At 60.6% G+C, this 25,962-nt stretch carries 27 protein-coding genes; 7 read left to right on the top strand and 20 right to left on the bottom strand.

Annotated elements, in window-relative coordinates; genetic code table 11:
- Window positions 1-104: 104 nt before the first annotated feature.
- From BLJAPNOD_RS20260 to BLJAPNOD_RS20270, 3 genes are all read right to left on the bottom strand, one after another.
- A complete protein-coding gene (locus BLJAPNOD_RS20260; protein WP_077504326.1) occupies window positions 105-1,073 on the bottom strand; it encodes a flagellin in 969 nt (322 codons plus the stop codon).
- 329 nt (window positions 1,074-1,402) lie between these two features.
- Window positions 1,403-2,320 (bottom strand): flagellin, encoded by a 918-nt coding sequence (locus BLJAPNOD_RS20265; RefSeq protein ID WP_115420944.1) that lies wholly within the window; start codon window positions 2,318-2,320, stop codon window positions 1,403-1,405.
- Between the two features lie 263 nt (window positions 2,321-2,583).
- Complete coding sequence (locus BLJAPNOD_RS20270; RefSeq protein ID WP_115420945.1) at window positions 2,584-3,501, bottom strand: flagellin; 918 nt, start codon at window positions 3,499-3,501, stop codon at window positions 2,584-2,586.
- 406 nt (window positions 3,502-3,907) lie between these two features.
- Here BLJAPNOD_RS20270 and BLJAPNOD_RS20275 point away from each other — a divergent pair, with 406 nt between their 5' ends.
- The gene (locus BLJAPNOD_RS20275) at window positions 3,908-5,821 is read left to right on the top strand and encodes a glycosyl transferase (protein WP_244610980.1); all 1,914 of its coding nucleotides are present in this window, start codon (window positions 3,908-3,910) and stop codon (window positions 5,819-5,821) included.
- 356 nt (window positions 5,822-6,177) lie between these two features.
- Here BLJAPNOD_RS20275 and fliP read toward each other — a convergent pair whose 3' ends face one another.
- The 14 genes from fliP to BLJAPNOD_RS20345 form a co-directional block, all read right to left on the bottom strand.
- Window positions 6,178-6,915 (bottom strand): flagellar type III secretion system pore protein FliP, encoded by a 738-nt coding sequence (fliP, locus tag BLJAPNOD_RS20280; RefSeq protein ID WP_053250460.1) that lies wholly within the window; start codon window positions 6,913-6,915, stop codon window positions 6,178-6,180.
- A gap of 8 nt (window positions 6,916-6,923) precedes the next feature.
- Window positions 6,924-7,421: a flagellar basal body-associated FliL family protein gene (locus BLJAPNOD_RS20285; RefSeq protein ID WP_077504330.1), complete on the bottom strand. Its 498-nt coding sequence runs from the start codon at window positions 7,419-7,421 to the stop codon at window positions 6,924-6,926.
- 18 nt (window positions 7,422-7,439) lie between these two features.
- A complete protein-coding gene (gene flgH / locus BLJAPNOD_RS20290; RefSeq protein ID WP_115420947.1) occupies window positions 7,440-8,150 on the bottom strand; it encodes a flagellar basal body L-ring protein FlgH in 711 nt (236 codons plus the stop codon).
- Window positions 8,147-8,680 carry a MotE family protein gene (locus BLJAPNOD_RS20295; protein ID WP_199566009.1) on the bottom strand — a complete coding sequence of 178 codons (534 nt, stop codon included), beginning with the start codon at window positions 8,678-8,680 and terminating at the stop codon, window positions 8,147-8,149. The genes flgH and BLJAPNOD_RS20295 overlap by 4 nt, the downstream gene beginning before the upstream one ends.
- Window positions 8,680-9,795 carry a flagellar basal body P-ring protein FlgI gene (locus tag BLJAPNOD_RS20300; RefSeq protein WP_077504333.1) on the bottom strand — a complete coding sequence of 372 codons (1,116 nt, stop codon included), beginning with the start codon at window positions 9,793-9,795 and terminating at the stop codon, window positions 8,680-8,682. The genes BLJAPNOD_RS20295 and BLJAPNOD_RS20300 overlap by 1 nt, the downstream gene beginning before the upstream one ends.
- Window positions 9,792-10,304: a flagellar basal body P-ring formation chaperone FlgA gene (gene flgA, locus BLJAPNOD_RS20305; protein WP_077504334.1), complete on the bottom strand. Its 513-nt coding sequence runs from the start codon at window positions 10,302-10,304 to the stop codon at window positions 9,792-9,794. Before flgA ends, BLJAPNOD_RS20300 begins: the two co-directional genes overlap by 4 nt.
- 17 nt (window positions 10,305-10,321) lie before the next feature.
- The gene (gene flgG, locus BLJAPNOD_RS20310) at window positions 10,322-11,110 is read right to left on the bottom strand and encodes a flagellar basal-body rod protein FlgG (RefSeq protein ID WP_115420949.1); all 789 of its coding nucleotides are present in this window, start codon (window positions 11,108-11,110) and stop codon (window positions 10,322-10,324) included.
- A 10-nt stretch (window positions 11,111-11,120) separates the two neighbouring features.
- Window positions 11,121-11,462, bottom strand: coding sequence for a flagellar hook-basal body complex protein FliE (locus BLJAPNOD_RS20315; protein ID WP_115420950.1), 342 nt, complete (start codon window positions 11,460-11,462; stop codon window positions 11,121-11,123).
- Window positions 11,462-11,881: a flagellar basal body rod protein FlgC gene (gene flgC, locus BLJAPNOD_RS20320; RefSeq protein ID WP_053250468.1), complete on the bottom strand. Its 420-nt coding sequence runs from the start codon at window positions 11,879-11,881 to the stop codon at window positions 11,462-11,464. Before flgC ends, BLJAPNOD_RS20315 begins: the two co-directional genes overlap by 1 nt.
- A 5-nt stretch (window positions 11,882-11,886) precedes the next feature.
- Window positions 11,887-12,267 carry a flagellar basal body rod protein FlgB gene (gene flgB / locus BLJAPNOD_RS20325; protein WP_077504416.1) on the bottom strand — a complete coding sequence of 127 codons (381 nt, stop codon included), beginning with the start codon at window positions 12,265-12,267 and terminating at the stop codon, window positions 11,887-11,889.
- 175 nt (window positions 12,268-12,442) lie between these two features.
- Window positions 12,443-13,000 (bottom strand): flagellar protein, encoded by a 558-nt coding sequence (locus tag BLJAPNOD_RS20330; RefSeq protein WP_115420951.1) that lies wholly within the window; start codon window positions 12,998-13,000, stop codon window positions 12,443-12,445.
- Complete coding sequence (gene fliI, locus BLJAPNOD_RS20335) at window positions 13,000-14,400, bottom strand: flagellar protein export ATPase FliI (protein WP_115420952.1); 1,401 nt, start codon at window positions 14,398-14,400, stop codon at window positions 13,000-13,002. The genes BLJAPNOD_RS20330 and fliI overlap by 1 nt, the downstream gene beginning before the upstream one ends.
- An 18-nt stretch (window positions 14,401-14,418) precedes the next feature.
- Window positions 14,419-15,144 (bottom strand): flagellar basal-body rod protein FlgF, encoded by a 726-nt coding sequence (gene flgF / locus BLJAPNOD_RS20340; protein WP_077504339.1) that lies wholly within the window; start codon window positions 15,142-15,144, stop codon window positions 14,419-14,421.
- Window positions 15,145-15,146: 2 nt separating this feature from the next.
- Window positions 15,147-15,926, bottom strand: coding sequence for a DUF1217 domain-containing protein (locus BLJAPNOD_RS20345; RefSeq protein ID WP_077504417.1), 780 nt, complete (start codon window positions 15,924-15,926; stop codon window positions 15,147-15,149).
- Between the two features lie 184 nt (window positions 15,927-16,110).
- Here BLJAPNOD_RS20345 and motA point away from each other — a divergent pair, with 184 nt between their 5' ends.
- From motA to BLJAPNOD_RS20375, 6 genes are all read left to right on the top strand, one after another.
- Complete coding sequence (gene motA, locus BLJAPNOD_RS20350; protein ID WP_115420953.1) at window positions 16,111-16,989, top strand: flagellar motor stator protein MotA; 879 nt, start codon at window positions 16,111-16,113, stop codon at window positions 16,987-16,989.
- A 4-nt stretch (window positions 16,990-16,993) separates the two neighbouring features.
- Window positions 16,994-17,941 carry a FliM/FliN family flagellar motor switch protein gene (locus BLJAPNOD_RS20355; protein ID WP_115420954.1) on the top strand — a complete coding sequence of 316 codons (948 nt, stop codon included), beginning with the start codon at window positions 16,994-16,996 and terminating at the stop codon, window positions 17,939-17,941.
- Window positions 17,942-18,001: 60 nt separating this feature from the next.
- Window positions 18,002-18,631 (top strand): flagellar motor switch protein FliN, encoded by a 630-nt coding sequence (gene fliN, locus BLJAPNOD_RS20360; protein ID WP_115420955.1) that lies wholly within the window; start codon window positions 18,002-18,004, stop codon window positions 18,629-18,631.
- A 29-nt stretch (window positions 18,632-18,660) separates the two neighbouring features.
- Complete coding sequence (gene fliG, locus BLJAPNOD_RS20365; protein ID WP_115420956.1) at window positions 18,661-19,692, top strand: flagellar motor switch protein FliG; 1,032 nt, start codon at window positions 18,661-18,663, stop codon at window positions 19,690-19,692.
- A 280-nt stretch (window positions 19,693-19,972) separates the two neighbouring features.
- Complete coding sequence (gene flhB, locus BLJAPNOD_RS20370; protein ID WP_115420957.1) at window positions 19,973-21,052, top strand: flagellar biosynthesis protein FlhB; 1,080 nt, start codon at window positions 19,973-19,975, stop codon at window positions 21,050-21,052.
- 5 nt (window positions 21,053-21,057) lie between these two features.
- Window positions 21,058-21,498 (top strand): hypothetical protein, encoded by a 441-nt coding sequence (locus BLJAPNOD_RS20375; RefSeq protein WP_115420958.1) that lies wholly within the window; start codon window positions 21,058-21,060, stop codon window positions 21,496-21,498.
- A 12-nt stretch (window positions 21,499-21,510) separates the two neighbouring features.
- Here BLJAPNOD_RS20375 and BLJAPNOD_RS20380 read toward each other — a convergent pair whose 3' ends face one another.
- The 3 genes from BLJAPNOD_RS20380 to fliF all read right to left on the bottom strand — a co-directional run bounded on the left by BLJAPNOD_RS20380 (window position 21,511) and on the right by fliF (window position 25,523).
- Entirely contained in the window at window positions 21,511-22,254 is a 744-nt protein-coding gene (locus BLJAPNOD_RS20380; protein WP_115420959.1) for a helix-turn-helix transcriptional regulator, read from the bottom strand.
- Window positions 22,255-22,266: 12 nt separating this feature from the next.
- A complete protein-coding gene (locus tag BLJAPNOD_RS20385) occupies window positions 22,267-23,007 on the bottom strand; it encodes a helix-turn-helix transcriptional regulator (RefSeq protein ID WP_077504347.1) in 741 nt (246 codons plus the stop codon).
- An 839-nt stretch (window positions 23,008-23,846) separates the two neighbouring features.
- On the bottom strand, window positions 23,847-25,523 hold the full coding sequence (gene fliF, locus BLJAPNOD_RS20390) for a flagellar basal-body MS-ring/collar protein FliF (RefSeq protein WP_077504349.1): 1,677 nt from the start codon (window positions 25,521-25,523) through the stop codon (window positions 23,847-23,849).
- Window positions 25,524-25,962: the final 439 nt, after the last annotated feature.

Here is a 25,962-nt window from a genome sequence, read left to right on the forward strand (position 1 = left end):
GACCGACGACATGGCAGAACTCAACCCGTTCCGGCATCCGCTTCTCAGCGGATGCGGCCGAGCGATCTCAAACCGGCGGGCCAGAGCGCACCGGTTGGAAAACCTTACTGCTGGAAGAGGCGCAGGATGTTTTCGGAATTGGTGTTGGCGATCGAGAGCGCCTGAATGCCGAGCTGCTGTTGCGTCTGCAGCGCCTTCAACCGCGTCGATTCTTCATTCATATCGGCATCAACGAGACGGCCGACGCCCTTGTCGATCGTATCCATCAGGTTGGCGACGAAGCTTTCCTGCATGTCGATGCGCTTGGTAATCGCACCAAGTGTCGAGCCGGCGTCCGTCAACTGTCCGAGGATCTTGTCGACGACGCGGATCATCGCGTCCATGTCGGCAGGCGTGGTGGATGCGGACAGCTTGATTTCGGTGCCGGTCGGAGGAGCTGCGGGCGGTGCGACGATCAGATAGTACGGAGCCGCGGTGCCCGTCGGCGTTCCCAGGAGCGCGTCAGCATCATAGCCTCTGGTCAGCAGGCCGCGGGCCGAGCTGCCTGAGTCGATCAGCATTGATTGCGCCGTATCGAAATCGAGCGTGGTAATGGAAACATTGCCGTTTCCGTCGCGGTTGAACGAGGCGACGATCGACTTTGTGCCGACAGCGGCGGTATTGGTGTTGTACAGCCAGTTCTCGCTCGAGAACGACGCCGATTGCGCGGCAGACATGAGCTGGTTCTTCAGCTCCGTGATTTCCTTGTTGATCTTGAGCTTGTCGACACCCGGCTCGCGCGCGGCAACCAGTTTCGTCTTGATTTCCGTGACGATGTCGATGGAAGCTTTCATCGCTTCATAGGCGGTATCGACCTTGGCTGCACCGAGGCCGAGCGCGTCCTGCACCGTTGACAGAGCGGCGTTGTCGGATCGCATGGTGGTCGCGATCGACCAGTAGGCGGCATTGTCCGCTGCCGTCTGTACCCGGTAGCCGGACGAGATCCTGTCCTGCACTTCGGCCATGTTGGTGTTGATCGAGCGTAACGTCTGGAGTGCGGCCATGGCGGCCGTGTTGGTCATGATGCTGGTCATTGGTCACTTGCCCCGAAAGATTTTCTGAGAACATCCCGGTGTGAATGACCGGCAGCGACGGGACCAGCGTCATGCGAACCGCCCCTGTTTTGCCCTGGGGGCGACCCTTCGCTCTTAACGAATGTGTAATGATTGTTTGGTTAACAAACAGTTAACGCCATTCATAAGTCAGTAACGAAGGTGAACAAAAATAAGGAAATATGAAGCAGGCGTTAATGCCAGCAAGCCACAGACGCGAAACGGAAAAACCGCGCCACCCTCTCGGGCGACGCGGTTTCCTGGAGTTGGTGACCATGAGGGCGGATGTGCCCCCATGCCCGACGCGCTGATTACTTGAACAGCGACAGGATGTTCTGCGAGTTGGTGTTGGCGATCGTCAGAGCCTGGATGCCGAGCTGCTGCTGCGTCTGCAGAGCCTTCAGGCGGGTCGACTCTTCGTTCATGTCAGCGTCAACCAGCTTGCCGACGCCCGATTCGATCGAGTCCATCAGGTTGTCGACGAAGTCCTTCTGGAGGTCGACGCGCTTGTTGACAGCACCGAGGTCCGAAGCGGCATCGGTCATGCTCTTCAGCACGGTGTCAACACCGCTGAGGTAGTTCTTCAGCGCGGTCGTGTCGGCTGCCGTGATGTTGAGGCTGAGAACGCTGACGCCAGCGATAGCCGTGCCGCCTGCATCCTTGAGTTCTGCCGTCAGCAGGCCGTTTGCCGTTGCAGCTTCGTCGATCAGCATCGTCTTGGTCGTGTCGACGTCGAGCGTCGTCAGGCTGACAGCGCCGTTGGAATCGCGGTTGAACGAACCGACGATCGACTTGGTGCCCGGAGCAGTCGCGCCGGAAGCGGTGTAGAGCCAGTTTTCACCGGAGAAGCCAGCGGACTTGACAACGCTCTTCAGCTGCTCCTGAAGCTGCGTGATTTCCTTCTGGACCTTGGACTTGTCAACGCCCGGCTCGCTGGCAGCAACCAGCTTTGCCTTGATTTCGTCGACGACCGAGATCGCAGCCTTCATGCCGGTGTAAGCAACGTCGGTCTTGGCAGCGCCGAGGCCGAGTGCGTCCTGAACGGTACCGAGGGCCTTGTTGTCCGAACGCATGGTCGTTGCGATCGACCAGTAAGCTGCGTTGTCGGAAGCGTTACCAACGCGGAACCCCGACGAAATACGGTCCTGCGTCATTTCCATCGAGGAATTGATCGAACGCAGCGTCGAGAGTGCGGACATCGCGGCGTTGTTGGTCATGATAGAAGTCATTGGCTGAGTGCCCCTTGGGAATTCTGGATTGAAAGGGACATTCCGGGATTACCGGGAAACGGCGGCCAGCTTCATGCCTGCTAACGCGTTAATCTTGTTGGTTAACCCGCCGTTTCGATAGGCATAGAAAACACCAAGATGGTTAACGAACGTTGAAGCCGCGACCCAAAAAAACCGTATAGCCAAAAGAAAAACCGCGCCTCGATCGAGACGCGGTTTTTCGTATTGCAGACCGGGACCGAAATCGCCGGTGTCTGGACCGATTAGCGGAACAGCGACAGGATGTTCTGCGAGCTGCTGTTGGCGATCGAGAGAGCCTGGATGCCGAGCTGCTGCTGCGTCTGCAGAGCCTTCAGGCGGGTCGACTCTTCGTTCATGTCAGCGTCAACCAGCTTGCCGACGCCCGATTCGATCGAGTCCATCAGGTTGTCGACGAAGTCCTTCTGGAGGTCGACGCGCTTGTTGACAGCACCGAGGTCCGAAGCGGCATCGGTCATGCTCTTCAGCACGGTGTCAACACCGCTGAGGTAGTTCTTCAGCGCGGTCGTGTCGGCTGCCGTGATGTTGAGGCTGAGAACGCTGACGCCAGCGATAGCCGTGCCGCCTGCATCCTTGAGTTCTGCCGTCAGCAGGCCGTTTGCCGTTGCAGCTTCGTCGATCAGCATCGTCTTGGTCGTGTCGACGTCGAGCGTCGTCAGGCTGACATTGCTGTTGGAGTCGCGGTTGAACGAACCGACGATCGACTTGGTGCCCGGAGCAGTTGCGCCGGAAGCGGTGTAGAGCCAGTTTTCGCCGGAGAAGCCAGCGGACTTGACGACGCTCTTCAGCTGATCCTGAAGCTGCGTGATTTCCTTCTGGACCTTGGACTTGTCAACGCCCGGCTCGCTGGCAGCAACCAGCTTTGCCTTGATTTCGTCGACGACCGAGATCGCAGCCTTCATGCCGGTGTAAGCAACGTCGGTCTTGGCAGCGCCGAGGCCGAGTGCGTCCTGAACGGTGCCGAGGGCCTTGTTGTCCGAACGCATGGTCGTTGCGATCGACCAGTAAGCAGCGTTGTCGGAAGCGTTACCAACGCGGAAGCCGGACGAAATACGGTCCTGCGTCGTTTCCATCGAGGAATTGATCGAACGCAGCGTGGAGAGTGCGGCCATTGCCGAGTTGTTGGTCATAATAGAAGTCATGAGACTGTCCCTCAAATTTACAAGGTTACATGGTTGGGGACATACCGGACTTGAAAACGTCTACCGGTAATGACGGACCGGCTTCATGCCACTCGGCTCCGCTCACTCAAGTGAAGGAAACCAAACCCGTCATGTGAGGGTGAATATCACCTCCAATGCTTGCGATTTCATTAAGGCGGCAAGATATTTTCGAAGCAAAATCTTATGGTTAACAGCACGTTACTTTCGCCCCAGCCCCGCTTGCGGGAATGACTTCGGCGACACTGCATTTGTTGGAAAACAATACGCTAATCGCCCAGCAATCCCGCCTGGGGCAAGGTTTCTGCTTCAAAACAGGCTCTTGGTACATTGACGTTGCACAGGCTTGCGCGGTGACAACGGTTGCGCTTATTCCATGGAGCTTCCCTTGAACGCCCACACCATCTTTTCTTCCGCTTCGCGGCAGTATCAAAAAGGCCAGTACACCGAGGCCCTCGATTCCCTCAATCAGCTGCTCGATCTTACCCGCGATGCCAAAACCTACGCGCTCTTGGCGAAGGTACTGCTCAAGCTCGGCTTCCGGAGCGATGCGGCGCAAGCCTATCAACTGGCGGGTGAAGAAGGTGGATTGCGTTCGGAGCACTTCCTGGCGGAAGCCATGAAGCTGCACTTCGCCTGCGGCAATGACGATCAGGCCTTGAGCCTCGGCCGGCCGCTGCTCGAGCAGGCCAAGACGGATCCCGAACTTGCCTACATCATCGTGACCTTGTTCCTGAAGCGCGACCAGGCCGATATCCTCGGCCCCTTCAAGTCGACGCTCTCGGCGAGCGCCCGGCAGGAACACCAGGTGCTTGCTGCGAAGCTGCTGACGTCCGACGTCGGCAACAACGACGATCGCGAGATCGTCACCAACCTGTTCCGGCGGACGCCTTCGAACCCGGTCCTGTTGTCCGCCTATCTCGTTTTCATGCAGGAAGTGAACAACTTCAACGAAATCGAAAACTATGCGCAAGCGTTGGAGCGCGTGGTTCAATCGAGCAATAGCAAATTTCTGCGCGCGGAAACACCATTCTACAACGTGCACTGGTGCCGCGACGAAAGACTGAACCGCCTGGCTGCAGCACTCGATCAGCCGTTCCCGCCCGGCCTGCCGCAGGAGCGTCGCTCCATGCCGCATAGCTGGGGTAAGAAAATCAGGATCGGCTATCTGTCCAACGACTTCTGGGGCCTGCACGCCACCATGAAGCTGCTGCGGGCCGTCCTGACCGCCCATGACCCTGAAAAATTCGAGATCGTCCTGTTCTGCTACACGCCGGAGAAATATCTCAAGGTAGTCGGCGAAGGACGGGAGAGCTGGGGCAGGATCGTCCGCGTCGAACACCTTTCCGACGAGCATGCGGCCCAGGTGATCCGCGACGAACAGATCGACATTCTCGTCGATCTCAAGGGGCACACGATGAACAGTCGCGTCTCCATTCTCAACCACAAGGTCGCCCCGGTTCAGGTCGCGTGGCTCGGCTTCCCCGGCACCACCGTCAACACCGACCTCGACTACATCATCGGCGACCCCTACGTCCTGCCCGATGGCAGCCAGGAACATTACCACGAGCGGTTCTGCCGGTTGCCGGAGACCTACCAGCCGAACGACCCTGCCGGCCGTCCCCTGCCCGCAACGACGAACCGCGCGGAGATCGGCTTGCCGGAAGACGCGTTCGTTTACGCCTCGTTTAACGCCAACCGCAAGATCACGGTTGAGACGATGAAGGCATGGGCGGAAATCCTTCGCAGAACCCCCGATAGCGTGCTCTGGCTCATGTGCCCGAAACCCGAAGCCCAGGCTCATATTCTCCGGCGCTTCCAAAGCTACGGCATCGTCACGAAGCGCATCATCTTCTGCGCGAAGGTCGACTACGAAAAGCACCTCGGCCGTATCCCGGCGGCAGATCTCGGCCTCGATACCTTCCCCTGCAACGGCCACACCACAACCTCCGAACAGCTGTGGATGGGCTTGCCGGTCCTGACGCCCAAGGGCACCCACTTCGCCTCACGCGTTAGCGAAAGCCTGCTGCACGCGATCGGCGTGCCGGAACTCGTTACCGCAGACATCAACGACTACATCGAGCAGGCGGTCGCTCTTTACGAGAACCGCGCCAAGGTCGCCGAGTACCGGCAGCGGCTCACGGATAATCGAATGTTGAAGCCGCTCTTCGACGCAGAGCGCTTCTGCCGCCACCTCGAGCAGGCTTACGAGATGATGGCCGACCGCGCCAGGAACGGACTGGAGCCCGCGCTCATCGACGTGCCGGCCCTGCCGGCGCGAACGGGATCATTTGCTCAGTAAAAACACGGCGGCGGTGCAACCGCCGACATGCTTCGTCTCCCCTTAAACCCCGCCGACACGGCGGGGTTTTTTTGTTCGACGTCGCGGATCGGCAGCACAAGCACATCGCGCCCATCGTCTCACGCTTGCGCGGCAACGCTTCGGAGCAGCCCGCTTTCAAGCGAACCATTGAAGACGGATACGATGGCCTGAAACCAAAGTGTAGGGCGTCCTTCGTGCGCTCTTCTGAGGCACGACGCTCGAGACAGGCCTTCGCGGAATCGAGACGGGTGACGGAAGACCGGCGCGCCGAAACCCCATATGCAGGGCGCCACATACCGGCAAGGCGATGCCGTTGCCAGGACGGGCAAAATTGCTCAGCTAAATGAGCGCACCAGGCTGCCGACGAGCAGGTTCCAGCCGTCGATCAGCACGAAGAAGAGGATCTTGAACGGCAAGGAGATTGCCGTCGGAGGCAGCATCATCATGCCCATCGCCATGGTGATGGTGGCGACGATCAGGTCGATTACCAGGAACGGCAGCATGATCAGGAAGCCGATCTCGAAGCCGCGGCGGATTTCCGAGATCATGAAGGCGGGTACGACGGCGCGCAGGTCGACCTTGTCGTCGACGACAACGGTCTGACCCTTTTCCTTGGCGATATCGATGAAGAGCTGCAGATCCTTGTCGCGGGTGTTGGCCAGCATGAATTCCCGGAACGGCTCCGCGATGCGCGGCAACGCCTCAGTTTCGGTGATCTGGTTCTTCATCAAGGGGTCGATGCCATCGCGCCAGGCGCGGTCGAAGGTCGGCGCCATCACATAGAACGTCATGAACAGCGCCAGCGACACCATGATCATGTTCGACGGCGTCGTTGCCAGACCCATGCCGGTGCGCAGGATGGCAAACGCGATCACGAAGCGTGGAAAGCTGGTGACCATGATCAGGATGCCGGGCGCCACCGAAAGGACGGTCAGAAGGCCGAAGGTCCGGATGATCCAGGACGCGGCAGAGCCATCGATAGGCGTGTTCAGGATGTCAGAGGGAAAACTCTGGGCGCCGGCAATTCCGGACATCGCCATCATGGCGACTATGAAGGCGATGAGCCGGATCATTTAGCGAATCATTGAATGACGAAGGTTCTGAACATAACGTTGGTTACGCGCCCATCCGAGCGCAGGTCAACCCGTTCCTGGATGTCATCCCTGAGATATTGAAACCCGCGTGGTCCCTGGATCTGCTGCAGCGATACGGTTTTCAGATAGGCGGCGATATCCTGGTGGATCTGCTCGGCCACGGCCGGGTCCGGGATACCGTCGAACTGCAACGCCACCTCGAGCCGGACCCAGTTTTCAGAGGGGTAGGCAAGGTTCGTGGTGATCGGCTCCAGCTGAACGACGCCGTTGGCCTCCGTCGCGATCTTCGGGACCCCCTCTTCGCCTGTTGCGTTCGGGGCGACTTCCTTCGCCGCGTCCACCTGCTCCTTGGGCGGTGGCGGCGCAAGCATGCCGCCGACCAGCCAGCCGCCGCCACCGGCGACGAGCGTCAGGACAGCGACGATAGCGATCGTGATCACCTTCGACGGTGATTTCGCGGGCGCGGCGGTATCGAGTTCTTCCATCTTGCCGTTCCCTGCCGATCAGATCGGCGAAATCAAATCCATGACCTGCTGGCCGTAAGGCGGCTGCTGCACTTCCGTCAGGCGGCCGCGGCCACCGTAGGAAATGCGCGCCTCGGCAATCCGGTCGTAGGAGATCACGTTGTTGGCGTCGACGTCCTGCGTGCGCACGATACCGGCGACATTGAGGATGCGAAGCTCGTGGTTGACGCGCACTTCCTGCGAGCCGCTGATCAGGAGGTTGCCGTTTTCGAGGACGCCGGTAACGACGGCCGCAACGAGCAGCTGCAACTTCTCTGAGCGTTCGGTCGTGCCGTCGCCTTCGGTCTTGGTGTTCGAGCCGTATTTCAGATCACCCGACCAACCGAAGTCGCTCGCCTCCGACTTGCCGCTCGCACCGATGTTGAAACCGCTGGTGTTCTTGCGACTGCGATCGGTCTTGTTGTCGAACGAGGCCTTGTCGTTGATGGCGATCTCGACCGTCAGGATGTCGCCGACGTTCAATGCGCGCGCATCCTTGAAGAGCGCCGACTGCTGATCGTTCCAGAGCGAGAAGCCGTTGGAGACCTGGCGCGGCTGCTTGGGATACATCGCAAGCTGCGGCGTCTGCGTATACTGCAGGCCGCTGCCGATCGGGCTCATGGCGGGGGCCCGGCCAATCTCGTTGAAAGCCTGGTTCTGACATCCTGCGAGGAGGCCCGCGGCCAATACGGCCGTTAGACGCATTTTCATGATGGTTCCTTCGAGGTGTTCGGATCGCTGGCACTTGAGATGATGTTGGTCAGGATAGCCGCCTTTTCATCGCTCATCTCGCTGAGGATCAGCGACGACTGGCGCGCCGGTAGCTGCATGACGATCGCGGCGGCAATCTCCGGGTTGACCATTTCAAGCTTGCCGGCGGCGGCGTCCGGCTTCATCGTCTTGTAGATGCCGACGAGGCCGATCTCGGCCTGCTTGAGGAAGTCGTTGCGACGCTTCAGCCAGTCTTCGTATTCCTCGCGCCGCTTTTCGAGCGTCGCGATCCGGTCGTCGACATTGGCTTGAAGCGCTTCGAGTTCCTTGCGCTGCAGGACATAGCGCTGGTCGCGGGCAGCGTCAGCGATATTGGTGCAGAACTGCTGGATCTCGTTGGCCGTGGCGTTGCCGGCTGGCGGCGCTGTGACGTCCTGGGCAAAGGCGCCGGGCATCGCCAGCATCGACGCGACGGCGGCCGATGCGAGCAGGATGTTGCGGGATCTTCCCAGAAAGCGGTCGATGTTCATCATTGCAGGACAAGCTCCGCCTGAAGGGCCCCAGCCGTTTTGATGCTTTGCAGGATGGCAATGATGCCATCAGGCTTGACGCCGATGTTGTTGAGACCGGCAACGAGAGAGCGGAGGCTGGACCCGTTGAGGATCGCGACCGTGCCGCCGTCGGACTGGGCCTCGATCGTGGTGTTCGGTTCCATCGCCGTCTGGCCGCGCGCGAACGGCAGCGGCTGAACCACCGTCGGCGTCTCGCTGACCTGTACGGTCAAGGTGCCGTAGCTGACAGCCACCTCGTTGACGCGCACATCCTGCCCGATGACGATCGTGCCGGTGCGTTCGTTGATCACGACCCTTGCCGGAACATCGGTTTCGATGACGATGTTTTCGATATCCGCCATCAGCCGCGCCAGGTCCGCCATCTTCGGCTTTTCGACGAGAACGGCCTGAGAATCGCGGGCCTCGGCGATGCGGCCGCCATATTGCCCGGCGGCATATTTGTTGATCGCAGCGGCCATGCCGACCGCGGTGGAAAAGTCGGGGTTGCGCAGCTGCAGCACGAGGTTGAAGCCGTCCTTGAACTTCGACGGCAGTTCGCGCTCGATGATGGCGCCGTTCGGCACGCGGCCGGAGGTGGTAACCCCCTGGTTGAGCGATGCGGCGTCGCCTTGCGCCGTGAAACCGGTGACGACGACGGAGCCCTGGGCTACCGCGTAGATCTGACCGTCAGCGCCCGAAAGCGAGGTCATCACCAGGGTGCCGCCGCGAAGCGAGGTGCTGTCGCCGAGCGATCCGACCGTCACATCGACGCGGCTGCCGGGGCTGGCAAAGGGCGGCAGGTTCGCGGTGACGAGAACAGCCGCGACGTTGCGGGTGCGCGATTCTCCGCCCTGGGTCGAGATGCCGAGGTTTTGCAGCATGGCGCGCATCGACTGATCGGTGAACGGCGACGAGCGCAGGCTGTCGCCCGTTCCCTGGAGGCCGACGACGAGGCCGTAGCCGATCAGCTGGTTGTCACGGCCGGCCTGCAGCGAGGCGACGTCCTTGATTCGCGACGCGCCAAAGGCAGGCGTCATCGCTGTAGACAGCGCGACGGCCAGCGTCAGGAACCATTTGCAGGCAAGCATTTTCATTTCGCCACCACATGTATCGTGCCGTCGGCCATCACCGTTCCGGAGACGATAACGCCAGTATCAATATTACGAGCCCGGATCAGATCACCGACCGCGGCGTCCTGAAGGGGCGAACCGGCCGCGCTGATGGTGAGGCCACCATTGCTGAAGACCAGACGGACGGTGGAGCCGCGCTCGACTGCATATTGCTCGCGCAGGGCCGAGGCCAGAATGACGCGGCCGGGCAGCAGCGTGCGCTTGCTGACCTTGCCGTCGATCTCGCTCAACGTCCTGACATAGCCGTCCGTCAGATCGGGGTTGGTCACATCGACGACCTCAAGCCGGCTCGCGTCGATCGCTTCGCCGGGGTAGATCGTCTGTTTGGGGATGACCGCCGTCAGCCGTTCCGCAAAGCCTGCCGAAGGCGACAGGAAAGCGGCGGCAAGCAAAATGCCCGCCACCACGTGCCGCGCGCCTGGCGCGGAACCGTCCTTCTGAGCTGTCATGCCAGCGGCTCGGCGAAACGTCATGTTTGCCCCCTCTTCCGTTACCTGAGGTTCTTGCTCACCGTAGCCGCCATTTCGTCCGCGGCCTGGATGATCTTGGAGTTCATCTCATAGGCGCGCTGGGCCGAGATCAGATCGGTGATTTCCTTGACCGGATCGACGTTCGACGCTTCGAGATATTTCTGCTTGATCAGCGCGAAGCCCGGATCAGCCGGCGTGCCGACGATCGGCTCGCCAGAGGCAGGCGTCTGCTTGAAGAGGTTTTCGCCCTGCGGCTCAAGGCCCGCTTCGTTGACGAAGTTGGCGACCGTCAGCTGGCCGATTTCCTGCATCGCCGGATCGTTGCCGACGCGCACCATGACCTGACCGGAACTGGTGAAGGCGATTTCGGTGGCGTCCTGCGGAACCGTGATGCCGGGCACGACGGTGTAGCCGTCAATGGTGACGAGCTGGCCCTGGGCATTCTTGTTGAAGGCGCCGGCACGGGTATAGACCGTTTCGCCATCGGGCGTTTCCACCTGGAACCAGCCGCGGCCGACCAGTGCGAGGTCGTAGTCGTTGCCGGTGCTGACGAGGCTGCCCTGGATATGCAGGTTGCGCACGGCAGCCGTCTGGACGCCGAGACCGATGATCGCGCCTTCCGGAACGATCGCCTGGTTGGAGCGGTTCGGCACGCCCTGGGCGCGTTCGGTTTGATAGAGCAGGTCGGAAAACTCTGCGCGGGCACGCTTGTAGCCGGTCGTGTTGATGTTCGCGATGTTGTTCGCGATCACTTCAAGGTTCAGCTGCTGGGCGTTCATGCCGGTTGCGGCAATGGAAAGGGCCTTCATGTCTCGTTCCTTAGATCTGCATGCGCGCGATTTCGAGGTAGGCGGTCACCACCTTGTCGCGGATCGCGATTGCGGTCTGAAGCGACTGTTCGGCGTTCATCACCGCATCGACGACTTCACGGGTATTGGCCTCGCCGCGGATGCCGTCGAGCGAGGCGCCTTCGGCCTTCTTCATGGCACCGATGGCGTCAGTCGCCATGTCGCCGAGAACCGAGGCGAAGCTCTGGGATTGCGGGGCTGCGGGGGCCGCGGCAGCTGCGCCGAAAACCGACGACGAAGAGGACGTAAGGCGGGTACCCTCGGCCTCTTTCATGACCGAAAATGCGCCGACAGAGTTAATTGCGTCGATCATTATTGTGATGCTCTCAACAGGTCGATTGTTTGGGAAACCAGGTCGCGCGACTGCTTGATCGTCTGCAGGTTGGCTTCATAGGCGCGATTGGCTTCGCGCATGTCGGCCATTTCAACCAGGATGTTGACGTTCGGCATCTTGACCATGCCCTTCTCGTCGGCCGCCGGATTGCCCGGATCGAACTCGATGGTGAAGTTCGAATCATCCGTGCCGAGCCGCTCGATTTCGACGAGCGACGCACCGCTGGCCCTGTCGACCTCGGCTGCAAAGCTGATGGTCTTGCGCCGGTACGGATCGGCGCCGGGCACGTCGCCCGAGGAGCGTGCATTGGCTATATTTTCGGAAACGATGCGCAGGCGGGTCGATTCTGCCTGCAGACCGGAGGCCGAGACCTTCATGGCCGAAGTCAAAGGATCCATGGTTGTTACTTCCGTACCGTCATGAGCATCATTCGGTGAAACGCTTTGACGAGCCCGGCACTGAGCTCGTAGTCGCGCTTGATCTCACCTGTCTTCATCATTTCCTGCTCGATCGCGACGCTGTTGCCGGATTGCTGGATCTGAACGCCGTCGAGCATGCCGACCTCGGCCACCTGCGAGGCTTCGAGGCTCTCGGTGAAGTGGGCCTTGTTGGTGGCAGCCATCTGGATGCCGGTGTTTTGCAACACGCTTTCGAACGGCTTGACGTCCTTGGCCTTGTAGTGCGGCGTATTCGCATTGGCGATGTTGCCGGCCACCACGTTCTGGCGGACGGTCAGCCACTGGGCCTGCCGGGACGCGAGTTCGAAAAGCTGAATCGGTTGCATCAAAAGCTCCATGCTTGGTGATGCGAACCTAGGTGGGTAATCTTGCGTGGGACTTGTCGTTGAAAACAGGCTCGTCGCAGACCACGCGATACGCGCGAATTGCGCACGATATTATCCGCCGCGGATGGCGATCAATCCGCAACGGAGAAAGACTTCGGCAAAATGTTATGGCTGGTCAGTCGGCCTTGTAGATGTCGCCGCTCGAAGTGATCATCACCCAGCGGCCATCACGCTCTTCAAGCGTCGCCAGGCGGCTGTTGTCGGGCAGGATCGAGCCGATGCGCACGATATACATGCCGGTCGTGTCCTCGATCAGAGCGCGCCCGTTGGCGACATGCATCAGCTTGAAGCCGGTTTTGCCCGGGAACGGCTGTTCGAGCCCCTCCTGCGGTGCCTTGCCTTCGGCGGCGGGGCCGCCACCAAGGCTTGGAACGGTTGCGGTCGTCAGCTGGTCGATTGCGGCGACGGTCTCGCCGTCCATGTCGGACATCGCCAGCGGCGAGACGGACATAACATTGCGCGCCGGCTTCTCCGGCAGATCGCGCGTCGACCCCTGCCACAACGGCGGCATCGTGAACTTGTCCTGGTTGAAGAAGGCATACCAGGGAAAGAAGGTCGCAAGTGCCGCCAGCATGATGCCGGTCGCGGCCAGCGCCTTGTCAATCATCGGCATGCCGCCTTCGCGCTTGCGCTGATGGATCGTTTCGTCCGCGTCGTAATCCGTCACACCCATCACCTCGGCCTCATCCCTGCAGCACCCGGCTGATTGCCCATCGCAGCGGCTTTCAGCGCGCCGGCAAGATCGGAAAATGCGTCCTGCGTCGGCGGCTCTCCCGCCGTTTGCGTCAGAACGTCGTAGATGACAGGAACCTGTTTGATCGCCATGTCGAGATCGGGATCGCCGCCTGGGCGGTAGCCGCCTATCAGGCGCAGGTCACGCGTTTCCTCGAAGCGGTGGATCAACGACTTCAGTCGCGACACCAGCTTTTCCTGGTCCGGCGTCCAGGCCTTGCGCGCCAGACGGGAGATCGATGCCAGCGGATTGATCGGCGGATAACGCCCTTCTTCCGCCAGGCTGCGTTCGAGCACGATGTGACCGTCGAGAATGCCGCGCGTCGAGTCGGCGATGGGGTCGTTGTGGTTGTCGCCGTCCACCAGGATCGAGATGATCGCGGTGATGGTGCCTGCGCCCTCGGCGCCCGGACCTGCGCGCTCGAGCAGGCGCGGCAATTCGGTAAAGACCGAAGCGGGATAACCGCGCGCGATCGGCGGCTCGCCGGATGCGGTTGCCACTTCGCGGATCGCATGGGCAAAACGGGTGACGCTGTCGACGATCAGAAGCACGTTGTCGCCGTTGTCGCGATAATGCTCGGCAATGGTGACGGCAGTCAGCGGCGCCATCTTGCGCAGCATCGGGCTTTCGTCACTGGTGGCGACGACGGCAACCGATTTGGAGAGATTGTCGCCGAGCGTGTCTTCGATGAATTCGCGCACTTCGCGGCCACGTTCGCCGACCAGAGCGATGACCACCTTGTCGAACGCGTCTGCCCGCGCCAGCATCGACAACAGCGTCGATTTACCGACGCCGGAACCGGCAAAAATGCCGAGGCGTTGCCCGAGGCAGAGAGGCGAAAAGATATCGATCGCCCGCACGCCGGTGCGAAAGCCGTGCTCCACGCGCTTGCGGGTCATCGACGGCGGCGCCGTGTTGGAGATCGAGCGGCGGACGTCGCCCTGCAGCAGCGGTCCAAGGCCGTCGATCGGTTCGCCAAGTGCGTTGATCGCACGACCGCACCATTGGTCGGTCGGCGCGATGCGGAAGGCACCCTTGCGGATGACGGTATCGTGGATGCCGATCGGATCGCCCGGCTCGATCGGGCAGACGACGACGCGCTCGGGCTCGACCCGCACCACTTCGCCGAGATGCGTACCGGTCGAACTCTTGTGGGCGACGAAGTCGCCAAGCCGCACATGCCGCGACAGGCCGGTCACCGTATAGTGACCCGGCGAGATCGTCTGGACGTGGCCGCCCGGCGCGATCGAATGTTCGGGTTTGGCGTAGCGCTCGACCAGGCCGGCAAGGGCAGCCAGCGATGTCGATGCGGCGCTCGTCTTCAGACCTTCGCGTTCCATGCCGTTTCCCGTCACGCCTTAGCGGCTGCCACCGAGGGTCTTGATCGCTTCGCTGAGCGACCCTTCGCCGTCGCGCATCAGCGCGGTGATGTTGTCGAAAGCGCGGGTGACCATGATCAGCTGCGACATTTCCGCGATGGCGTTGACGTTGGATTCCTCGAGGAAACCCTGCATGACGCCAACATCGAAGCGATCGACGACCGGTTCTGGCTGTACCGACGGGAGCACGGCGCTGTTGTCGAGGCGCATGAAACCCTTGCTGAAGTCCGCCTGGTAGAGACCGAGCGATGCCACGGCGACGCCGTTCTGGTGCAGGGCGCCATCTGCGCCGACAGTCACGTCGCCGCCCGAACCGTTGATCTGGATCGGTGCGCCGCCGGCGTCGAGAACCGGATAGCCGCGAATGGTCACCAGTTCGCCGGTCTCGGTCAGGGTGAAGCGGCCGTCGCGCGTCAGTGCGGGACCTGAAGGCGTGTCGATCTGGAACCAGGCATCGCCCTTGACGGCAAAGTCGAACATGCCCCCGGTGCGTGTCAGCGAACCATTGTTGGTATTGAGGAATTCTTCGCCCTTGCTGACGTAGGAAACCTTCGTCGGCTTGGTATCGCCGAGCATCTGGTTGAACTTCACTTCCGTGCCGCGGAAACCGACGGTACCGGAGTTTGCGATGTTGTCGGCAAGGGTATTGAGACGCTTTTCAAGCGCCATCTGCGACGAAATCGCGACGTAAAGACCGGTCTGCACGTTCAGCGTCCCCCGAGTTTCAGACTGTTGATGGACAGCAGCAGGTCGGAAGAGATGCCGTAGCCGCTCGACGCACCGAAAACCGCAAGCGGGTCATAACCGTCCGTTGAATTGTCGATTTCCCAGAGAGCCGTAAAGCGATCGAGAAAATCCGTCAGCTTGGCCGGATCCTGGAAATCCTTGAGATCGATTGCGGCCTCATAGGCGGCCGCCTGGCGATCGACTTCGGTTCCGGCGAATTCGTTGGGGAGCTGCAGCGTTGTGCGCACCACCTGCGCCAGTGCCTCGTCGGCAATGATGGCATAGCCGCTGTCAATCGACGGTGCCATCCGCGCGAAGTAGAGCGCAAGGCGTACGCCGGCGTTCTCTTCGCCGGCACTCTGCTCGAGCGTCTCACGGGCGTATTTGTCGACGACACCCTTCTGGGCACGATCGAAGGACGTGGCAGCCTCGCCATGGCGGGCGAAGTTCAGCGATTCGACCAGTTGCTTGTAGCGGCTGTCGGTCAGCTTGTTGGCGAACGCATCCTCGTTGTCGACGCCTTCGCTCAGCACCTTGCGCATGAAGGCCTTGGCGTAGCCCATGTCTTCGAGGCCGTGGGCCTTGATCGCGTAGTTGTACAGCCGCGTGTCGGCGAAGAACTGGTCGATGGTTTTGATGTCGCCGATCTTCGAGAGGTAATATTCGGTCTCGCGGGCGACATCAGGTTCCTTGGCGACGCGCTCCAGCGACTTGCCCAGGTCGGCTGTGATCAGCTTGTAGCTCGTATAGGTCGTGGTCACGGTCGGATCGCCCTTAGCGGAATGAGATGGGCGCGACTGGAGAGCCGGCCATACCAAATCCTGACCGGATTGGCTTGCGCGAACCTGTTCCATCGCAATGATTCCCGCGACCTAGCGGCCAGCCTCACACAAGGAAGAGACCTTATCCCGATAGACGAAAATGGGATCGTGACGGGTATCGAAAATGAACATCATCATCGGGCTTCTTGTGACTTTTGGCTGTATTCTCGGCGGCTACGTGGCCATGGGCGGCCATATGGAAGTCCTCAACCAGCCTTTCGAACTGCTGATTATCGGCGGCGCCGGTATCGGCGGCTTCATCATGGCCAACTCCATGAAGGTGGTGAAGGATACCGGCAAGGCCCTCGGCGAAGCGTTTCGCCACAAGGTTCCCAAGGAGCGGGAGTATCTCGATACGCTCGGCGTTCTCTACTCGCTGATGCGGGATCTCAGAACGAAGTCGCGCAACGAGATCGAAAGCCACATCGACAACCCCGAAGAATCCACGATCTTCCAGTCGGCGCCGACCGTCCTTAAGAACAAGGAACTGACGGCCTTCATCTGCGACTACGTCCGTCTGATCATCATCGGCAATGCCCGCTCTCACGAGATCGAGGCGCTGATGGATGAGGAAATCCAGACCATCACCCACGACAAGATGAAGTCCTACCACGCGCTGACGATCATGGGAGACGCCTTCCCGGCGATTGGCATCGTCGCGGCGGTTCTCGGCGTTATCAAAGCCATGGGCGCAATCAGCGAAGCGCCGGAGGTACTCGGCGCCAAGATCGCAGCCGCGCTCGTCGGCACCCTGCTCGGCGTGTTCCTGTCCTACTCGATCGTCGCGCCCATCGTCGCCAACATCAAATCGGTGCGGGAAAAGCAGAACCGCCTCTACATCATCGTCAAGCAGACGCTGCTTGCCTACATGAACGGTTCGGTTCCGCAGGTCGCGCTCGAATATGGCCGCAAGACCATTTCGGCTTACGAACGTCCTTCGATCGACGCGGTCGAGCAGGAAATGATGAACCCCGGCGGCGGCAGCGAAAGCAAGGCGGCTTGATCTGATGATATCAGCGACAACAACAAACGTTCATCCCTTCGACAGGAAACTGCTGGCACGCATGACCGGCGCGCTCGGCGACGACCGCGCGATCGGCCGGGTGGCGCTCGATCTCGGCCATGTGTTCGGCGAATTCCTTCCCGACATCTGCAAGGCGGAAACCGGCCTCGACATCGCCATCGCCTATGCGGGCTTCCGCACCGGACTTCGCAACAAACTGATCGCCGAGCTCGGAAACGGCGTGCTGATCGGCGATGTCTCCTTGCGCAACTGGTGCCCCGACTTTCAGATCAGTTGCGACAGCCCGATCATTATCACCATGGTCGAGGCGCTTCTGGGGGCTGAGCCAACGGATATAGAAGAGCCGCAGCCGCGCACGCTTTCCCCGATCGAAATCGACGTCGCCCAACCGATCTTGGAGAAGATTGCCGACGTGTTGCGCACCGCGGTCAACGCGCCGGGCGGCTTCGAGCCGATCGTTGCGCGCGCGCACAACAGTGCAGCCCGCAGCAAACCCGACCCTGTTGTCGAGGACGTCCATGCGGCGGCGATCGACATGACGATCGGTTTCGGTCCCGTCCTGTCCACTTTTTCGATCATCGTGCCGCAAAGCGTGCTCTTGAAGACGCAGGTCGTGTTTCCAAAGGGCGCCGGACAGAACCGCAAGCAGAAGACCGAATGGACCGAGCAGATGGAAGAGCAGGTTCGCCGCTCCGCCGTCACCATCGAGGCGCGGATCCGATTGGAGAGCCTGACGCTCGAGACTATCAGCCGTCTCCAGGCCGGCGACGTCATTCCCTTCCACGATGCCCAGGACGTTCGCGTCGACGTGAACGCCAACGGCCGCGACCTCTACGTCTGCGAGTTCGGCCGTTCGGGTGCGAAATATACCGTGCGGGTCAAGGATACCCACGGTTCCGAACAGGACATCCTTCGCCACATCATGAGTTAATTCGGCTCGCCGTCGACAGGCAGTAGGCCTGAGGCAAGCTTCAACTGGAATAGTTCGCACATGGCACCCAAGAAAGCACCAATCAACGAACAGGCCGCAGTCGCTGTCGGAGACATGGAACTCGACCAGGCGATCGACGATCTGCGCGGTGTTCTCAAGAAAGACACGGACGCGCCGGATGGCTTCGGCGCTGAGTTCGGCGGCGGAGACACGTTCGGCGGAACCGCCGAATTCGGCGGCGATTTCGCGGCTCCTGCCGATGGTCTCGGCGCCTTTGGCGGCGACTTCGGCTCGGACACTTTCGGCAGCGACCTGCAGGCTGCCCCGGCCTCCACCGATTTCGGCGGCGGCAGCAGCTTCGGCGCAAGCGATTTCGGCGCATCGACATTCGATGCTGAAGAAACCGCCACCGATACGCCGCCCGGCAGCGGCATGACCGCCAATCTCGACCTGATCATGGACATTCCGATCGATGTCCAGATCGTTCTCGGCACCAGCCGGATGCAGGTATCGGGCCTCATGAACCTGACGGAAGGCGCTACGATCTCGCTCGACCGGCGGATCGGTGAACCGGTCGAAATCATGGTCAACGGCCGCATCATCGGCCGTGGTGAAATTACCGTTCTCGAAGGCGACGACACCCGGTTCGGTGTCAAGCTCATCGAGATCAAGGGCAGCAAGAAGTCATAGAACCCAATTATTGGGCGAGGGATGAATCCATGATGGATTTCGAAAGTTTTGAGGCTCAGGCACTTTCCAGGCCTCTCAACCAGACGGATAAGGCAGCGGCTGTTCTGCTGGCGATGGGCAAAACCGTCGCCGGAAAGCTGCTGAAGTTCTTCACCCAGAGCGAACTGCAGGCGATCATCGCCTCGGCGCAGTCGCTGCGGGCCATCCCTCCCCACGAGCTGGAAGCCCTGGTCAACGAGTTCGAGGACCTCTTCACCGAGGGCGCGGGCCTCATGGACAACGCCAAGGCGATCGAGAGCATTCTCGAGGAAGGCCTGACGCCGGATGAAGTCGACGGCCTGCTCGGCCGCCGCGCCACCTTCCAGTCCTACGAAGCCAATATCTGGGACCGACTGCAGGAATGCGACCCCGTCGCAGTCGCGCTGCAACTGGCCAAGGAACATCCGCAGACCATCGCCTATGTGCTGTCGATGATGCCTTCGAGCTTCGGCGCAAAGGTTCTGCTGCAGCTCTCCGAAGAGCAGCGACCCGACATCCTGAAGCGCGCCGTCAACATGAAGGACGTCAGCCCCAAGGCTGCATCGATCATCGAGAATCGCGTCATGGAAATGATCGGCGATATGGAAGCGGAGCGCAACTCCGCCGGCCCGACAAAGATCGCCGAGGTTATGAACGAGCTCGACAAGCCGCAGGTCGATACCCTGCTTGCCTCGCTCGAATCCCTCAGCACCGAATCGGCCAAGAAGGTTCGTCCGAAGATCTTCCTCTTCGACGACGTTCTCTACATGCCGCAGCGCAGCCGCGTTCAGCTCTTCAACGATGTCTCGACCGACATCATCACCATGGCGCTGCGTGGCTCGACCTCGGACCTGCGCGAATCGGTACTCGCCTCCATCGGCGCACGTCAGCGCCGCATGATCGAATCCGATCTCGCCATGGGCGACGCCGGTATCAACCCGCGCGATATCGCCATTGCCCGCCGCTCGATCACGCAGGAGGCGATCCGTCTCGCCGCCAGCGGTCAGCTGGAACTGAAGGACAAGGAAGCGCGGGCGGCCTGATCGCCCTCGGCGGCCGGGACCGCTTCCAGGCCGACCTTGTCGCGCTCTTCTGAACGCACTGCGCTCCGAAGACGGGCGCCAGCCAATCCCAATCGCAGAACGATGACGCGGGTCCCTGGGGCCCGCGTTTTTTGCGTTGGCGGGATCGTCGAGCCGCATTTCCTGTTGACCCCGCATGATTGCCCCGGCGAGGCTCTTGTCTGGCTTGTTTTCCGGGTTCACTACAGGCAGCGCAAGATCAGCGCTGGCTTGTGGAACCGGTCGGGAGACTTCCTGTCGCATGTCGGACGATCAGGATAAGGACAGTAAAACAGAGTCCCCGTCGGAGAAAAAGATCTCCGACGCCGCCGACAAGGGTAATCTGCCCTTCTCCCGCGAGGCGACAACCTTTGCCTCAACGGTGGCGATCTACATCTTTTTCGTCTTCTTCCTCGCCGATGGCGCCGGCACGGTCGCCGAGGCGCTCAAGGATATTTTCGAACAGCCGGAAGCCTGGCGGCTGAACAACGCCACCGATGTCGTCGCGCTGATGACACATCTCGCCTGGAAATCGACCGCACTGCTCATTCCTGCCTTCGTGCTGCTCATCGTCTTCGGCGTCGGCTCGTCGATCTTCCAGAACCTGCCGCGGCCGGTGCTCGATCGCATCCAGCCAAAGATGAACCGGATCTCGCCGATGGCGGGCATGAAGCGCATCTTCGGCGTTCAGGGCCTGGTGGAATTCGGAAAGTCGCTGTTCAAGATCATCATCGTGTCGATCTTCGTCGTGCTGGTTCTGTGGAACGACTATTTCGCCACGCTCGACCTGATGTTCTCCGATCCGGTGACGATCTTTGCGACGATGACGTCCGATCTCAACCAGGTGATGATCGTCATCATGCTGGCGACCGCCGTACTGGCCATCGCCGACATCTTCTGGTCCCGCCATCATTGGTACACCGAGCTGATGATGACCAAGCAGGAAGTGAAGGAGGAGATGAAACAGGCGCAGGGCGACCCGATCGTCAAGTCGCGCCTGCGCTCCATGCAACGCGATCGGGCGCGCAAGCGCATGATTTCATCCGTGCCGCGGGCGACGCTGGTGATCGCCAACCCGACTCACTATGCGGTCGCGCTGCGTTATGTCCGCGAAGAAAGCGACGCACCGGTCGTCGTTGCGCTCGGCCAGGACCTCGTCGCCCTGAAAATCCGTGAAATTGCTGAGAAAAACGGCATCCCGGTCTTCGAGGATCCGCCGCTTGCACGCTCCATGTTTGCACAAGTCTCGGTCGATAGTGTGATTCCACCCGTGTTTTACAAGGCAGTCGCCGAACTCATTCACAGGGTGCACGCGCAATCGCAACCAAAACGGATGACGTAACGCCGATGAAAAAGTGCGAATTCTCCGAGAGACGGGAACAATTAGTAGCCGAAGCGATCCGCCCAGTGGCGACCGAATTGCGTCTCATCGACGCTGCGGACTTCATCGCTCTCCTGCGGTTCGAATCCTATGCCAGCCTCGCTGACCTCGTTGAATCGGCCGCCGAGCTGTACTTCCTGCCCGGGACGGTCAATTTCGGTCTTGGAGGCAACTACAATCTCGACTGGGACAGCGAGCCGGAAATCGTCCTCGATCTCGAGCTCAAGCCGCGCGGCGTGACCATCTATGTCCGGCTTTCTCTCGGCAACGAAACGGCCGGCATCGAGATCAGCCACATCGCTTTCCAGAATCCGTCGGCCGATCCGGACGAAAACACGGCCTTTCTTGCAAAGAGCCTCGCGGAAGCGAAGTTCATAACGTCGTATCAGCTGCCTCTGGCGAGCTGAGCCGCTGTGCCTTCAGCTGATGTAGCCGAGGCGAATGGCCTTGGCGATCGCCTGGATACGGTTGACCGAATCCAGCTTGGTCGTGGCGGCGCCGAGATAGGCATTCACGGTGTGGACGGAAAGCCCCATCCGCTCGGCGATCTCCTCGCTGATGTGGCCGTCGCCAGCCATCTGCAGGCAAGCGATCTCACGATCACTGAGCGTCTCGGCCTGCACCATGCGCTTCTCGTCGGCAGCCAGAAGGTCGGTCATGATCGTGCAGCTGCGACCGTGCAGGTCGACGACCTGCTCGGTCGTCGCGTCGACATAGCTGCCGGCGAAGACGACATATCCATTGCCCTGCGCACCGAGGCGCACGGGAAAGGCGATACCGGAATAGGGCAGCTTGCGCCCCTTGAGACGGTGGGCGAAGTGTCCGAACTCGGACATCTCCGCCGCCTGGTGTTCGCCTGAGCCATTCCAAAGCACGGGCAGCAGCGACGTATCGAGATGAGCCGTCAGTTCCTCGCCGTAGACGGTTATGAGATCGTGGGCATTCGCTTCCGAGGAAATGCCCCAATTGTCGAGCACGCAGGTCATCTTGCGCACCGCGCCCATGCCCTTGCTGTTGAGGCGCAGGACAGCGAAATGCTTGGCGTTGATCTGGCGCTGCATCGCCTGCAACCGCGTGATCAGGGTCGCTGCGCGCGCCGCTCTGCCGCTGCGGCTGTGCCGCTGGTCGTCGTCGTTGCGTCCATTGGCGAGGAAATGGGTCATCGGTCTCGCCTCTCAGACCAGGTTGTTTCGGACGGCGTAGGCGATCGCTTCGGAGCGGGTTCGCGTCGCCGTCTTTCGCATGACGCTGGTGATATAGTTGTTGATCGTGTTGCGGGAGATCCCGAGAATGACGGCGATCTCTTCGCTCGTCTTGCCCTCGGCGATCCAGAACAGGCACTCCAGTTCACGGTCGGTGAGTTCGAAGTCGCGGTCGTGCCGCACTTCAGCGCGCGTGGTGAAGCTCGCCAGGTATCCGGCAAGCAGGGTCACATCGCGCAGGTTCTCCTGCGAGAGGATCACATCCTCGGGAACGAGCAGCATCAACGAAAAGCGCAGCCGCCCGACATTGAAGGTGACCGCACAATATTCACGGCTGATGCCGCGTGGCAGGTCGATGTCGTCAGGCAGCGAATAGAACATTGGCTGCAGCACCGAGAGGCACTTTTCAAGCTCGGTCGTCTTGGCGTGAAGCCCGGTGACAATGCCCGAAAGGCGCCTGACGATATCGAACGGCCAATCCGAGCAGACGACGAAGTCGAGGCCATTGTCTTGCGAGAGATCGTATCGTGCCAGGAGGTAATGGCTCGCGCCCACATACTCGGTCAGGGCGGCAAGCCCGCTTGCCAGATTGGCGCGCCCCGCCAGATCACTCAGCCGGCGGAACAACTGATCACGACTAAGCCCCCCGCCGCGTAGACGTGTCGACGCTGTCGGCAAAGGCCAGACAGTTATGTCCGCTTGCGAAATGTCCATGATGTCAGCCCCCGTGCCGGATTCACCGCCCTGGAACCTGTGCTTGCACTGTCGCCGCCGACAGCCGGCTCAAGCCGAATATCACCACCAGTCGCAATTCAGGACGCGAATCAACTGTTAAAAATGTACATCCGTCCTCAAAAAAAACCACCGCCATCTTCTCGCTATTTACTTCCCCCACCTTTCGTGAAACGATTCGCGAAGATGCCGCCTCGACATTTCCGGATCCCGGCATCCCGCAGCATGTGTTTTGACATAGCGTTGATATTTAAAAGAGTTTTTGCTTTCCAATTGCCCCTGCTCCGCTGCCGCATCGATTTCGCGCAGCGCCGGATGCCGTGCTGAGCACAATTCCAACGGAAATGTCGCTGCCCGACGGAGTCGGGAGAATCGTCGAATAGACGCTTTTTTTACTTTGGAACAGCGCCTGTTGCGGAAATGCATCAGTCATTCGACCGAACAACCGAAGTCTTTCACTATATAAAAACAGAATACGACGCCGATTATTATCGAATATTCGAATTTATATTCCGGTTGATCTATGTATTGATCACGGCGGAAGCAGTAAACTAACCCGCCTTCCGCATGCCCGCGGCGACGACCGAATCTACAAATTAAGATCTCGTTAAAGTATTACAATCGCGGGTCGCATTCATGACTCTGACGACGGCGGAACGATTCTTGCCGCGGATCCTGCGACAGAGCCCGGCAACCGCAGAGACTCGCACAATATTTGCGCCGGACATGTTGGCATCCGCGCGGCATCCGCATCACCACCGAAACGAAAAATCCCGCCGAAGTGGCGGGATTTTCCTCTATCAGACGATTTCCGTGTGTAATCAGGCGGCTTTCTCGATCGCCCATTTGCGCAGGATCTTGGCGGCGCGCTCTTCGCTGATCTCGACCATGCGTGCAAGGCGCCTTTCCGGCCCTTCCTTGACGCGGCGGTTGAAGGCGCCGGCGTCTTCGCCCATGCTGAGAAGATCGTCGGTGCTGTCGAAGCCGAAATCGGAACCGAAGCCATCCATGAGGGCGCCACCGGCACCTGCCGTCGCAGGCGAGAAATCGGGCAGCTCGAGGCCGGCGGACTCATTGGCGAGCTGGCCGGAGCTTCCACCAAGGCCAAGCTGGCGAGCCAGCGGCCGCATGCCCATCCAGACGACCAGGAAGGCGACGACGACGAAGGCGAGCGCATTGATGATGCCGCCGAGATTGCGCGTCAGCGTCTCCATGATGCCAGGACCTGAGACGGCCTGGTCAAGCAATTGCGTCTCGACGAAATCCATGGCGTTCAATGTGACGACGTCGCCGCGGTTTGCATCGATGCCGGCGGCCGACGATACGATCTTCTGCATCTCCTGGAGATAAGCGTCGATCTTCGCCTGGTCGGCGGGTTCGCCGACCATGGCGGCAAGGCGGCCGCGGTTGACCACGACGGCGATCGACAGGCGCTCGACCGTATAGCTGTTCTTTACGGTCGCGATCGTCTTGCTGTTGATTTCGTAGTTGGTCTGTTCTTCCTTCTTCTCGGCCTGGTCGTTCGACTGCGGGCCGGCGCCGCCGCGCGGGGCGGCCTGCGGAATGTTCTGCTGCACGGTCGCGGCATTGTCTGGCTGCTGCTGGCTGGACTTCTGCTCTTCCTTGGTCACGCGGGTGGAGCGTTCGACACGCGATTCCGGGTCGAACATCGTCTCCTGGATCTGTTGCGTGTCAGTGTTGAGGCGTGCCGTGACGCTGGTGCGGAAGTTGTCCATGCCGAGGAATGGAGCGAGCGCATTGTCGATCTTCTTCTCAAGCTCGGTCTGGACGTTCTGAACCACACCCAGAGACTGGTTGAGGGCGCTGTTGGCCGGATCGTCGCCCGAAGCGAGAAGCTGACCGGTCGAATCGAGAATGGTGACGTCATCGACATCGAGCCCCGGTACGGACGAGGCGACGAGATGGCGGATGGAGGCTGCGGCGCTGCGACCGACCGTGGCGCTGGCGCGGATCATCACCGAGGCGGTCGGGTTCTGGTCAGCCTTACGGAAGCTGCCGCGCTCCGGCATGACGATGTGGACGCGGGCGGCGGCGATACCGGAGATCTGCTGGATGGTGCGTCCGATTTCGCCTTCAAGCGCGCGAACCCGGGTGACTTCCTGCATGAAGGAGGTCAGGCCGAGCGAGCCAACATTGTCGAAGAGTTCATAGCCGGCATTGGCGCTGCTCGGCAGACCGCGCTCGGCGAGCAGCAAACGGGACTTGCCGGTCATGCCGACGGGAACCTGGATGCTGCCACCATCGGCACCGACGTTGAAGTCGATATTGGCCTCTGCGAGCGCAATGCTGATTTGTGTGACATCGCTTCGCTCAAGCCCGACATAGAGCGTCTCGAACGATGGTCTGTTGACGTAGATACCGGCCCCCAGGACCATGCCGACAGCAATAATGCCGGCGGCGGCCAGCGCTATCAGCTTGCCTTGCCCCAGCCCGGCGAGGTTCTTCGTGAACATCGAAAATTGATTCAACAGACTCATTCTGTTTCCGCACCCAGTATCGCAGGACGTTCAAGCCGGTCATCCGACGAGCGCCCTGCGCAGTTCCAACATTCGGGTTTGATGGGGGTCGTGTGCCCCGTAACGGCGTCCAATACACACGAATCCATCAGCCTCGATCGGGACCGTAGGAAACGAAACTTGTGCGAACTTGGCTTTTGCCGACAGCTTCGGCGAATTCCGGGGATATTGCTGAACAGAAATCAGGCTGCATCGGCGATCGATGCGGCCTCGATCGCCAGAGCGCCTGCGCCTTGAACGGAGACGGGGAAACGCTCTATCTCTTTGTTTTTCGCATATCCTGGTGGAAAGCCGCCTCGCGCGCTTCCTGGAAACGCTCTTGAGCATCCCGCCTTCGACTGGATCACCGAAGGCGGATAATACCGAATCTCCATGCGCTCGGATCAAAGTGGCGGAGCGC

This window comes from Ensifer sp. M14 (genome assembly GCF_003355565.1).
In the GTDB taxonomy this organism is placed as follows: domain Bacteria; phylum Pseudomonadota; class Alphaproteobacteria; order Rhizobiales; family Rhizobiaceae; genus Ensifer.